Source organism: Jannaschia sp. R86511 (assembly GCF_042466345.1).
Taxonomy (GTDB): domain Bacteria; phylum Actinomycetota; class Actinomycetes; order Actinomycetales; family JBBAYJ01; genus Aquipuribacter.
Genome location: NZ_JAXHCD010000001.1, coordinates 3,033,760 through 3,045,778, shown reverse-complemented (window position 1 = coordinate 3,045,778; position 12,019 = coordinate 3,033,760). Strand labels below are relative to the sequence as shown.

At 74.7% G+C, this 12,019-nt stretch carries 11 protein-coding genes; 3 read left to right on the top strand and 8 right to left on the bottom strand.

Annotated features, from left to right (window positions below; all coding sequences use genetic code 11):
• Positions 1-16: 16 nt before the first annotated feature.
• The 3 genes from tpiA to SJY06_RS14340 all read left to right on the top strand — a co-directional run bounded on the left by tpiA (position 17) and on the right by SJY06_RS14340 (position 1,577).
• Complete coding sequence (gene tpiA / locus SJY06_RS14350) at positions 17-808, top strand: triose-phosphate isomerase (RefSeq protein ID WP_380168221.1); 792 nt, start codon at positions 17-19, stop codon at positions 806-808.
• A gap of 91 nt (positions 809-899) precedes the next feature.
• Positions 900-1,148, top strand: a complete 249-nt coding sequence (secG, locus tag SJY06_RS14345; RefSeq protein ID WP_380168220.1) for a preprotein translocase subunit SecG — start codon at positions 900-902, stop codon at positions 1,146-1,148.
• Between the two features lie 78 nt (positions 1,149-1,226).
• Positions 1,227-1,577, top strand: coding sequence for an RNA polymerase-binding protein RbpA (locus tag SJY06_RS14340; RefSeq protein WP_340291960.1), 351 nt, complete (start codon positions 1,227-1,229; stop codon positions 1,575-1,577).
• A gap of 89 nt (positions 1,578-1,666) precedes the next feature.
• Here SJY06_RS14340 and pgl read toward each other — a convergent pair whose 3' ends face one another.
• From pgl to SJY06_RS14300, 8 genes are all read right to left on the bottom strand, one after another.
• Positions 1,667-2,449 carry a 6-phosphogluconolactonase gene (pgl, locus tag SJY06_RS14335; RefSeq protein WP_380168219.1) on the bottom strand — a complete coding sequence of 261 codons (783 nt, stop codon included), beginning with the start codon at positions 2,447-2,449 and terminating at the stop codon, positions 1,667-1,669.
• Complete coding sequence (gene opcA / locus SJY06_RS14330) at positions 2,446-3,357, bottom strand: glucose-6-phosphate dehydrogenase assembly protein OpcA (RefSeq protein WP_380168218.1); 912 nt, start codon at positions 3,355-3,357, stop codon at positions 2,446-2,448. The genes pgl and opcA overlap by 4 nt, the downstream gene beginning before the upstream one ends.
• A gap of 7 nt (positions 3,358-3,364) precedes the next feature.
• Positions 3,365-4,906: a glucose-6-phosphate dehydrogenase gene (gene zwf, locus SJY06_RS14325; protein WP_380168217.1), complete on the bottom strand. Its 1,542-nt coding sequence runs from the start codon at positions 4,904-4,906 to the stop codon at positions 3,365-3,367.
• The gene (locus tag SJY06_RS14320) at positions 4,903-6,588 is read right to left on the bottom strand and encodes a glucose-6-phosphate isomerase (protein WP_380168216.1); all 1,686 of its coding nucleotides are present in this window, start codon (positions 6,586-6,588) and stop codon (positions 4,903-4,905) included. The genes zwf and SJY06_RS14320 overlap by 4 nt, the downstream gene beginning before the upstream one ends.
• Complete coding sequence (tal, locus tag SJY06_RS14315; protein WP_380168215.1) at positions 6,585-7,736, bottom strand: transaldolase; 1,152 nt, start codon at positions 7,734-7,736, stop codon at positions 6,585-6,587. Before tal ends, SJY06_RS14320 begins: the two co-directional genes overlap by 4 nt.
• Positions 7,737-7,792: 56 nt before the next feature.
• On the bottom strand, positions 7,793-9,943 hold the full coding sequence (gene tkt / locus SJY06_RS14310; RefSeq protein WP_380168214.1) for a transketolase: 2,151 nt from the start codon (positions 9,941-9,943) through the stop codon (positions 7,793-7,795).
• Positions 9,944-10,094: 151 nt separating this feature from the next.
• A complete protein-coding gene (locus SJY06_RS14305; RefSeq protein WP_380168213.1) occupies positions 10,095-11,018 on the bottom strand; it encodes a heme o synthase in 924 nt (307 codons plus the stop codon).
• The gene (locus SJY06_RS14300) at positions 11,015-11,956 is read right to left on the bottom strand and encodes a heme A synthase (RefSeq protein ID WP_380168212.1); all 942 of its coding nucleotides are present in this window, start codon (positions 11,954-11,956) and stop codon (positions 11,015-11,017) included. Before SJY06_RS14300 ends, SJY06_RS14305 begins: the two co-directional genes overlap by 4 nt.
• Positions 11,957-12,019 lie beyond the last annotated feature (63 nt).

Genomic DNA, 12,019 nt, shown 5'->3' with positions numbered 1-12,019 from the left:
ACGGATGAGGAGCAGCATGGCGACCCGTACCCCGCTGATGGCCGGCAACTGGAAGATGAACCTCGACCACCTCGAGGCCACCCACCTGGTGCAGAAGCTCTCGTGGCTGCTGCGCGACGCCGGGCACGACCACAGCAGCGTCGAGGTCGCCGTGCTGCCCCCCGCCACGGCCCTGCGCAGCGTGCAGACGCTGGTCGAGGCCGACGACCTGCCGGTCCGCACCGGCGGGCAGGACCTGTCCACCGAGGACAGCGGCGCCCGCACCGGCGAGGTCGCGGGTTCCATGCTCGCCCGGCTCGGTGCCACCTACGTCTGCGTCGGGCACAGCGAGCGGCGCGAGTACCACGGCGAGGACGACGCGACCGTGGCCGCCAAGGCCGCGGCCGCCCACCGCAACGGGCTGGTCCCGATCGTGTGCGTCGGCGAGCCGCTGGACGTCCGCGAGGCGAGCGAGCACGTGGCGTACACGCTCGCGCAGCTCGACGGGTCCCTGGCCGGGCTCGACGCCGAGCAGGTGGCGAGCAGCGTCGTGGCCTACGAGCCCGTCTGGGCCATCGGCACCGGCAAGACCTGCGACGCCGAGGACGCCCAGGAGGTGTGCGGCGCCATCCGGCAGCGGATCGCCGCCACGCACGGCGACGCGGTCGCCGACCGCGTCCGGGTCCTGTACGGCGGCTCGGTCAAGCCGTCCAACGTGGCCGGCATCATGAGCCACCCCGACATCGACGGCGCCCTGGTCGGCGGCGCCTCGCTCAAGGCCGAGGACTTCGCCGGGATCGTCAGGTTCCGGGAGCACCCGACGGCGTGACGTATCCTCGCCTCTGCAGGCCGCACGCCCTCATGCCCACCCAGTGGTCCCCGCCGGACGGTGACCACGAACGACGGAGACCGACGCACCCGTGACCGACGTCCTCACCATCGCGCTCCAGGTGATCCTCGCCGTGACGAGCCTCATCCTGATCCTGCTCATCCTGCTCCACAAGGGTCGGGGCGGCGGCATGTCGGACATGTTCGGTGGCGGCGCCTCCGGGGCCATGGGCGGCAGCAGCATCGCCGAGCGGAACCTCGACCGGCTCACCATCTCGGTCGGCCTCATCTGGTTCACCGTGATCGTGCTGCTCAACCTGCTCACCCGCTTCGACATCTGACGACGCACCACCCGGTCCCCGCCGGCAGCCGGCGGGGCGGTCCAGGCACCACACGGCAGCACGGCAGGAAGGACACCCATGGCAGGCGGTAGCGCGATCCGCGGTAGCAGGGTCGGGGCAGGCCCGATGGGCGAGGCGGAGCGCGGCGACGCGGCCCCTCGTGTCAACGTCACGTACTACTGCGCGAACGGTCACACCGTGCGCCCCTCCTTCGCCGAGGAGAGCGGCAGCGAGGTGCCGGAGCAGTGGGACTGCCCCCGCTGCGGCTTCCCCGCGGGCCGCGACCCGGAGAACCCGCCGGCCCCGCACAAGGTCGAGCCGTACAAGACGCACCTGGCCTACGTGAAGGAGCGGCGCAGCGACGCCGACGGCGCGGCCATCCTCGACGAGGCCCTCACCCGGCTGCGCGAGCGCAAGATCATCGTCTGAGCGACGTCACCCGCTCGACGTCACGAGCCCCGGTCCTGCTGGACCGGGGCTCGCTGCGTCTCACGGTCGGAGCGGGGGCTCCCTGCGCGTCAGGGCGAGGACGGTCGCGCGAGGCCGTCGGGCAGGCGCGAGGCGGCCGCGCGGTCCAGCAGCCACAGGGTGCGGCGCGTCCCCTGGCCGCCGGCCGCGGGGATCTGCCGGCGGCCCGCGCCGCCCAGGGCCATGGCCGCCGCGGGCGCCTTGTCCTCACCGGCGACGACGAACCAGACCTCCACGGCCGCCCGGATCGCCTCGAAGGTCAGGCTGACCCGCTCGGGCGGGGGCTTGGGCGAGCCCCGGACCCCGGTGACGGTGCCGCCGCTGTGCAGGGCCGGGTGCTCGGGGAACAGCGAGGCCATGTGCCCGTCGGGCCCCATGCCGAGCATCAGCACGTCGAAGCGGGGCACCTCGACGCGGTCGCCCGGTCGGCGGTGCGCGCGCAGCGTGGCCGCGTAGGCGTCCGCGGCCGCCTCCGCGGTGGCGCCGTCCGGGCTGCCCGCGGCCGGCACGGCGTGCACGAGCGACTCGTCGACGTCGACGTGGTCGAGCAGCGCCTCGCGGGCCTGCGTCTCGTTGCGCTCCGGGTCACCGGCGGGCAGGAACCGTTCGTCGCCCCACCACACGTGCAGCCGCGCCCAGTCGACCGCGGCGCGCGCGGGGGAGTCCCGCAGCTCGGCCAGCACCGCGATGCCGACCGAGCCACCGGTCAGGACCACGTGGGGCACCTGGCCCGAGGACTGCAGGTCCGTGACGGTGGTCAGGAACCGGGCCGCCGCGGCCGCGGCCAGGGTGGCCTTGTCGGCGTGGACCACGACCGAGGTGGGCGAGCTCACGCCGCGTCCTCGTCGAGGGACCGGACGACCTCGGCGTAGGTGACGTCGGGGTCGAGCCGGCGCAGCTCCTCGGCCAGGCACTCGGCCACCGAGCGCCGGGCCAGGCCGAGCCGGTGGTCGGGCTCCCCTGGCTGGCTGAGCACGGCCTGGGCGCCCTCGGGGCGGGACAGGCTCACCGTGCCCGCCTCGCGGTGCAGCTCGACGGAGTGCATGCCGGCGTCACCGGCCACCTCGCGCTCGACGGGGCAGTCCAGCCGGCCCCGCAGCCAGGCGGCCAGCAGGTCCGTCGACGGGCTGTCGGCGGCCCCCCGGACCACGGCCCCGGTGACGGGCTGGAACGGCGGCAGGTCCAGCGCGGCCGCGAGCAGCGCCCGCCACCGGGTGATCCGGGTCCACGCCATGTCGGTGTCGCCGTCGCTGTGGTGGTGGGCCCGGCGGCGCAGCGCGTCGAGCGGGTCGGCGCAGGCCGCGGCGTCCGTGATCCGGCGCTGGGCCAGCCGGCCGATCGGGTCCTCGGCGAGGCGGTGGGGTGCCTCGCCGGGCCACCAGGCCACGATCGGGGCGTCCGGCAGCAGCAGGGGCACGACGACGGACGCGCCCTGGTCGGCGAGCTCGCCCCGCAGCCCCAGGACGACGATCTCGCCGGCCCCGGCGTCCCCGCCGACCCGGATCTGGGCGTCCAGGCCCGTCTCGCCGTCGGGGTCGCCGGACACCACGACCAGCACCCTGCTCGGGTGCTCGCGGCTGGCGTCGGTGGCGGCGCCGATGGCGTCCTCCGCGTCCTCCGAGCGGGTCAGCACCACGAGGGTGAGCACGCGGCCGAGCGCGACCGCGCCCGCACTGGCACGCAGCTCGACCAGGCGCCGGTTGATGCCCGACGTCGTGGTCGAGGGCAGGTCGAGGATCATCGTCGGCTCATGGCAGGCGCCAGGTCCTTCCGTCGCGGGCCATCATCTCGTCGGCCCCGGCGGGGCCCCACGTGCCCGACGGGTACTGCTCGGGCGTGCCGTTCTCGGCCCAGTACCGCTCGATCGGGTCGAGGATCTTCCAGGACAGCTCGACCTCCGCGTGGCGGGGGAACAGCGGCGGGTCGCCCAGCATGACGTCGAGGATCAGCCGCTCGTAGGCCTCGGGCGAGGACTCGGTGAAGGAGTGCCCGTAGCCGAAGTCCATCGTCACGTCGCGGACCTCCATGGCCGTGCCCGGCACCTTGGAGCCGAAGCGCAGCGTGACGCCCTCGTCGGGCTGGACCCGGATGACGATGGCGTTCTTTCCGAGCCCGCCCGCCGCGGTCTGCTCGAACGGCAGGTGCGGGGCGCGCTTGAACACCACGGCGATCTCGGTGACGCGCCGGCCGAGACGCTTGCCGGCCCGCAGGTAGAACGGCACCCCGGCCCAGCGGCGCGTGTCGACGTCGAGCCGGATCGCGGCGTAGGTCTCGGTGCGGGAGTCGGCGGGGATGCCGTCCTCCTGCAGGAACCCCTTGACCTTGCTGCCGCCCTGCCAGCCCTCGGCGTACTGCCCGCGGGCGGTGGCCAGCGACAGGTCGTCGGGCAGCCGGACCGCCGAGAGGATCTTCTCCTTCTCCAGCCGCAGGTCGTCGGCGCCGAAGGACACCGGCTCCTCCATCGCGGTCAGGGCGAAGAGCTGCAGCAGGTGGTTCTGGATGACGTCGCGGGCGGCGCCGATGCCGTCGTAGTAGCCGGCCCGGCTGCCGATGCCGATGTCCTCGGCCATGGTGATCTGGACGTGGTCGACGTAGTTGCCGTTCCACACCGGTTCGAACAGCTGGTTGGCGAAGCGCAGCGCCAGCAGGTTCTGCACCGTCTCCTTGCCCAGGTAGTGGTCGATCCGGAACACGGAGTCCGGCGGGAAGACGGACTCGACGACCTCGTTGAGCTCACGGGCGCTGGCCAGGTCGTGGCCGAACGGCTTCTCCACCACGACCCGGCGCCAGGCGTCGGCCTCGCTGTCGGACAGCCCGCTGCGGGCCAGCTGCCGCACCACGACGGGGAACGAGCTGGGCGGCACCGACAGGTAGAACGCGTGGTTGCCGCGGGTGCCCCGCTGCTCGTCGAGCTCGGCGACCGTGCGGGCGAGCTCGTCGAAGGCGGCGTCGTCGTCGAACGTGCCCTGGACGAAGCGGAGCCCGTCGGCCAGCTGCTGCCAGACCTCCTCCGAGAACGGGGTCCGGGCGTTCTCCTTGACCGCGTCGTGCACGACGGCCATGAAGTCCTGCCGGTCCCAGTCCCGGCGGGCGAAGCCGACCAGCGCGAAGCCGGGCGGCAGCAGCCCGCGCTGCATCAGGTCGTAGATGGCCGGCATCAGCTTGCGCTTGGCCAGGTCGCCCGTGACGCCGAACATCACGAGGCCGCCCGGGCCGGCGATGCGCGACAGCCGCCGGTCGCGCGGGTCGCGCAGCGGGTTGTCGGCGACGCCCTCGCCCTGCAGGCTCACCCCTCGCCGCCGGGATCCGCCGCGTGGGCCCCGCTGCGGGCGGGACCGCCCGCGTCGAGCACCTCGGCCACGGCCGCCAGCCCGGCCTCGTCGGCCACCCGCAGCGTCAGCACCGGTCGACCGAGGTCGCGCAGCACGGTCGCGTCGCCGTCGGCCTGGGCCGCCTTGAGCCGGCCGAACGTGAACTCGCGGCCGGGGACCGCGAGGTCCTCGCCGACGTCACCGACCACCTGCAGGTAGACGCCGGAGCGCGGGCCGCCCTTGTGGAACTGGCCCGTGGAGTGCAGGAACCGCGGCCCCCAGCCGAACGTCACCGGCCGGCCGGTGCGGGCCGCGAGGCTGTCGCGGACGTGCGACAGGTCGGCGTTGGCCACCCGGTCCAGGTACACCATGACCGCCACGTAGCCGCGGTCACCGGTGTCGTGGAGGTGGCTCAGCAGGCCCTGCACCGCCGTGTCGAGGCCCTCGGGCAGCGACTCGGGCAGGGTGCGGTCGTCGGCGACGACCTCGACGCCCCGGTCGACGAACCGCGCCGGTGCCGGCTCCGGGGTGGCGTCCAGCAGGCCCCGCGCCGCGTTCTTGGCGCTCTCGACGTCGGGCTGGTCGAAGGGGTTGATGCCCAGCAGGAACCCGGCCGCGGCCGTGGCGTGCTCCCACAGCAGCAGCTGCGCCCCCAGGGACGCGGTGACGACGACGTCGGCCACCTGGGCGGGCACGTCGGCGCCGTTGGTCACGGCCACGCGGACCGCGTCCGGCAGGGGGTGGGTGACCTCGGCGGCGTCGGTGCCGACGACCACCGGCAGCAGCCCGGTCTGCTGCTTGCCGGTCGACTCGGCCACCAGCTGCTCGGCCCAGTCGCCCAGACCGGGCAGGCCGGAGCCGGGCACGTCGACCAGGACCAGCTTGTCGCGGTCACCGCCGTCGGGGGCGGGGCTGGTGCTCACGGCCGCGGCCAGGACCAGCGCCGGGTTGTCCGGGCTGTCGGCGGCGCACTGCCCGACCACGGCCAGGGCCTCGTCCAGCAGCGCGGTCACGTCGGCCCCGGCCAGGGCCGAGGGCACGAGTCCGAAGGCGGTCAGGGCGCTGTAGCGCCCGCCGACGTGCGGGTCGGCCCGGAACACGGCGCGGTAGCCCGCCTCGCGGGCCGTGGCCTCCAGCGGCGAGCCCGGGTCGGTGACCACGACGACCCGGGTGCGGGGGTCGATGCCGGCCGCGGTGAACGCCGCCTCGAACGCGCGGCGCTGGCTGTCGGTCTCCACGGTCGAGCCGGACTTGCTGGACACGACCAGCACGGTCCGCTCGAGGTCGACCAGGGCGGCCCGGACCTGGCCCGGGTCGGTGGCGTCCAGGGTGACCAGCGGCACGCCGTGCGCGGCGCACACCACCTCGGGGGCCAGCGACGAACCGCCCATGCCGGCCAGCACGACGCGGTCCACGCCCTCGGCCCGCAGCTCGTCGCGCAGGGCCAGCAGCGGCTCCAGCAGCTCCCGCGAGGTGCTCGGCAGCGTGGTCCAGGCCAGCCGCACCGACGCCTCGTCCCGGGCTTCGGGGCCCCAGACGTCGGCGTCGCCGGCGCTGACGCGGGAGGCGACCCGGGCCTGCACCAGCCGGTCCAGGCCGGCCCGGACGCCGGCCTCGGCGGGCCCGGAGACCGTGACCCGCGCGGTGACCGGGCCGCTCACCGGTCCTGCCCGTCGCCCGCGCGGCGGGCGCCCTGCTCGTCCATGGCCCCCTGCACCGTGGTCAGCAGCTCGTCCCAGCTGGTGGCGAACTTCTGCACGCCCTCCTTCTCCAGGGCGGTGACGACGTCGACGTAGCCGATGCCCAGGCGCTCCACGGCGTCCAGCGTGTCGGCGGCGTCGGTGTAGGTGTCGCGCACCGTGTCGCCGGCGACCTCGGCGTGGTCCTCGGTGGCCTCCAGGGTGGCCCCGGGCATGGTGTTGACCGTGTCGGGCGCCACCAGGTCGACGACGTACTTGGTGTCGGGGTAGGCGGGGTCCTTGACCCCCGTGGAGGCCCAGAGCGGACGCTGCGGGTGGGCCCCGGCGGCCGTCAGGTCGGTCCACCGCGTGGAGGCCAGCATCTCCTCGAAGGCCTGGTAGGCGAGCCGGGCGTTGGCCACGGCCGCCTTGCCCCGCAGGGCGAGGGCCTCGTCGGTGCCGACCTGGTCGAGCCGCTTGTCGACCGTGGCGTCCACCCGGCTGACGAAGAACGACGCCACCGAGTGGATCCGGGACACGTCGACGCCGGCCTCGACCGCCCGCTCGAGCCCGTCGAGCCAGGCGTTGAGGACGGCGCGGTACCGGTCGAGGGAGAAGATCAGGGTCACGTTGACGCTGATGCCCTCGGCCAGGACCGTCGTGATCGCCGGCAGGCCCTCGACGGTGGCCGGGATCTTGATCATCAGGTTGGGCCGGTCGACCGTGGCCCACAGCGACCGCGCCTGGGCGATCGTGCCGGCCGTGTCGTGGGCCAGCCGGGGGTCGACCTCGAGGCTGACCCGGCCGTCGACGCCGTCGGTCGCGTCGTGCACCGGGCGCAGCACGTCGCAGGCCTCGCGGACGTCGGTGGTGGTGATGGCCGTGACCACGGCCTCGACGTCCGCGCCCTGGCCGACCAGCTCGGCCACCTGCTCGTCGTAGGCGTCGCCCTTGGCCAGCGCCGAGGCGAAGATCGTCGGGTTGCTGGTGACCCCGACGACGCCGCGGGCCAGCAGGGACGCGAGCTCCCCGCCCCGGACGAGCTCGCGGGACAGGTCGTCCAGCCACACGGACACGCCGTGGCGGGCGAGGGCGGACACGGCGTCGGACTCGGTGGGCTGTGTGCTCACGTGCGGCTCCTGGCTGGTCGGGGTGCTGGAGTGGCTGGCGGTGGGCGGCCCGGGGCTCAGCGGGCCACCGCACCGCTGCGCGCGGTGGACACGCTGTCCAGCGCGGCGGCGGTCACGGCCTCGGGGGTGAAGCCGAACTCGGCGAACAGGGTCTTGGCGTCGGCGCTGGCGCCGAAGTGCTCGATGGAGACGATCCGGCCGGACTCGCCCACCACACCGTGCCACGGCATGGAGACCCCGGCCTCGACGGCGACCCGGGCGCGGACCGCGGGCGGCAGGACGGCGTCGCGGTAGGCCGCGTCCTGCTCGGCGAACCACTCCAGGCACGGCATCGAGACCACCCGGGCGGACACGCCCTGCTCGGCCAGCTGCTCCTGCGCGGTCACGGCGAGCTGGACCTCCGAGCCGGTGGCGACCAGCACGACGTCGGGCAGCGCACCGTCGGCCAGACCGTCGGCCTCGCGCAGCACGTAGCCGCCGCGGGCGACCCCGTCGGCCGACGCGAAGCCCGTGCCCTCGGCCCGGTCCACCACGGGCAGGCCCTGCCGGGACAGCGCCAGGCCGGCGGGCTGGGCCCGCTCGAGCACGGTCCGCCACGCCACCGCGGTCTCGTTGGCGTCGGCGGGACGGACCACGGACAGGCCCGGGATGGCCCGCAGCGCGGCCAGGTGCTCGATCGGCTGGTGCGTCGGGCCGTCCTCGCCGAGGCCGATGGAGTCGTGGGTCCACACGTAGGTGACGGGCAGGCCCATGATCGCCGCCATCCGGACCGCCGGACGCATGTAGTCGCTGAAGACCAGGAACGTGCCGCCGTAGGGCCGGGTGCCGCCGTGCACGGCGATGCCGTTGAGGATCGAGCCCATCGCGTGCTCGCGGATGCCGAAGTGCAGCGTCCGGCCGTACACGTCGCCCGGGAAGGACTCGGTGGCGCGCCGGGCGGGCACGAAGCTGGGCTCGCCCTTCATGGTCGTGTTGTTGCTGCCGGCCAGGTCGGCGGAGCCGCCCCACAGCTCGGGCAGCACGCCGGCCAGCGCGGTCAGCACCTCGCCGGAGGCCGCGCGGGTCGCCACGGCCTTGCCGGCCGGGAACGTGGGCAGCGCGTCGGTCCAGCCGTCGGGCAGCTGGCCGCCCGACATCCGGTCCAGCAGCGCAGCGCGCTCGGGGTTGCTGGCGCGCCAGGAGGTGAACGCCTCGCTCCACGCCGCGTGCGCCTCGGCGCCGCGGCGACCCACCTGGCGGGCGTGGGCCAGCACCTCGTCGGCGACGGCGAAGTCGGCGTCCGGGTCCATGCCCATGATGTGCTTGGTGGCCCGGATCTCGTCGACGCCGAGGGCCGAACCGTGCGAGGCGCCGGTGTCCTGGGCGTTGGGCGCGGGCCAGGCGATCACGGTGCGCAGCACCACGAAGGACGGCCGCGGGTCCTGCTTCGCGGCCTGCAGCGCGTCGTGCAGCGCCACCATGTCCTCGGTGTAGCCGCCCTCGGACTCCCGGGTGCCGCGCCAGTCGACGGTCTGCACGTGCCAGCCGTAGGACTCGTACCGCTTGGCGGTGTCCTCCGACAGCGCGATGTCGGTGTCGTCCTCGATCGAGATCTGGTTCTGGTCGTAGACGACGACCAGGTTGCCGAGCTCCTGGTGCCCGGCCAGCGACGACGCCTCGGCCGTCACGCCCTCCTGGATGTCGCCGTCGGAGGCGATGACCCAGATGGTGTGGTCGAAGGGGGACTCGCCGGCCGGCGTGTCGGGGTCGAGCAGGCCCCGCTCGCGCCGGGCGGCCATGGCCATGCCGACCGCGGTGGCCAGGCCCTGGCCCAGCGGCCCGGTGGTGGTCTCCACGCCGGCGGTGTGGCGGTACTCCGGGTGGCCCGGGGTGCGGGAGCCCCAGGTCCGCAGCGCCTTGAGGTCGTCGAGCTCGAGGCCCGCGCCCGACAGGTACAGCTGGACGTACTGGGTGATGCTGGAGTGGCCCGCGCTCAGCACGAAGCGGTCGCGGCCGGTCCAGGCGGTGTCGGCGGGGTCGTGGCGCATCATGCGCTGGTACAGCAGGTAGGCCACCGGGGCGAGGCTCATGGCCGTGCCGGGGTGGCCGTTGCCGACCTTCTGCACCGCGTCCATCGCCAGGGCTCGGGCCGAGTCGACGGCCCTGCGGTCGAGCTCACCCCACTCGAGCGCGTCGGTGGCAGTGGTGCTCCTGGCGGTGTCGGTCACAACGGGACTCCATCCGGGCCGCATCCGACCCCTCGAGGCAGTGCTCGTGCAGCGTGCTTGACGTGGACTGCCACGTCCTGCTGACAGCCTAGTGAGTGCGACGGGGTGCGCCCGACCGGTCCGCCGACCGGACGGACGGCCCCCGGCCGGCTCAGAGCAGGAACGGGTCGACCGCCACGGCGAGGAACACCACCGACAGGTAGCTGATCGACAGGTGGAACACCCGCATCGGCTGCAGGGCGCCACCTCGGCGCAGCTGCTGCCACAGCCGCACGACGGCGGCGGTGAACACGGCCCCCGCCACGACCACGGTCACGGTGTAGACCACGCCCATGCCGGCGACCGGCACCAGCAGCAGGGTGCAGGCGACCATGGCCAGGGTGTGGGCGAGCGTCTGCCAGGCCAGCGACGCCGGCGAGCCCACCACCGGGAGCATGGGCACGTTGGCGGCGGCGTAGTCGTCGCGGTAGCGGATCGACAGCGGCCAGTAGTGCGGCGGGGTCCAGAAGAAGATCACGGCGGACAGCACGACGGGCGCCCAGGACAGGTCCCCGGTCACCGCCGCCCAGCCGATGAGCACGGGCATGAACCCGGCGGCGCCGCCCCAGACGATGTTCTGCGAGGTGCGCCGCTTGAGCAGCAGCGTGTAGACGACGGCGTAGAAGAACACGGCGACCACGGCCAGCACGGCGGCCAGCACGGTGGTGAACGCCCAGAGCACGACGACCGCCGCCACCCCGAGGCCCAGGCCGAACAGCAGGGCCGCCCGCGGGCTGATCTCGCCGGTGACGATCGGCCGACCGCGGGTGCGGCGCATGACGGCGTCGATGTCCCGGTCGGCGACCTGGTTCAGGGTGTTGGCGCTGCCTGCGGCCAGGCTGCCGCCGACCAGCGTGGCGAGCGTCGTGCCCCAGCCCGGCAGGCCGCCCGCGGCCAGGACCATGGTGGGCACCGTGGTGACCAGCAGCAGCTCGATGATGCGCGGCTTGGTCAGGGCCAGGTACGCCGCGGCGAGGCTGCGGGTCGGGGGTGGCTCGGTGGTGCCGGGGGGCGTGGTCGTGGGGCTGTGGGTCACGAGCCCACCAGCTCGCCCGCGGTGGAGCGCCGCGGCGCGAGGTCCGGGGTGCGGGGGCCGCGCTCACGCGTGGCCAGGACCACGGCGACCAGGGCCACGACGAGCAGGCAGGCGCCGAGCATGTGCAGGCTGACCAGCGCCCGCGGCAGCCCGGTGAAGTACTGCAGCCAGCCGACGCCGCCCTGGGCGAGGGTGACGCCCAGCAGCAGCCAGGTGCGGCCGAGCAGCCGACGGGGCGCCGACACGGCGTGCAGGCCCGCGAGCAGGCCGAGCAGCAGGCCGACGAACAGCACCACCGCCTCGGCGTGCAGCACGGACACCGCGGCGAAGTCCAGGTCGAAGCGGATCGGCACCTCGGCGTCGCCGGAGTGCGGGCCCGAGCCCGTCACCACGGTGCCGAGCACCAGGGTCGCCGCCCCGGTCACGACCAGGCCGGCCAGCAGCGCACGCAGCGGGCGGGGGAGCAGCCGCTGCCCGGGTCCGTCCGGCTCGCGCACCCGCAGCACCAGGGCGGCGGACACGGCGATGAGCCCGGCCGAGACCAGGAAGTGCACCGCCACGGTCGCCGGATGCAGGCCCAGCAGGACCGTGAAGCCGCCGATGACGGCCTGGGCCACGGTGCCGAGCAGCACGGCGAGGCCGTAGCCCAGCAGCCGACGGCGGTGGCGCCAGAGCAGCACGACGACGGCGACCGCGGCGAGCGCGACCACGAAGGTCAGCAGCCGGTTGCCGAACTCGATCGCGGCGCGCAGCCCCTCCTCCTGCTCGGTGACGGGGGTGAAGGAGCCGGGGACGCACTCGGGCCAGGTGGGGCAGCCGAGGCCGGAGCCGGTGAGCCGGACCCAGCCCCCGGTGATGACGATGCCGACCTGGACCACGAGGTTCACCAGCACCGCGACGGACAGGACCCGGGGGAGCCGGGCTGCAGGTGCGGCCATGCCGTCCAGGATAGGGCGCGGCCCGGGTGCCGCGGCCCGCGGGGTGGCGCCGGTCGGGGCGGG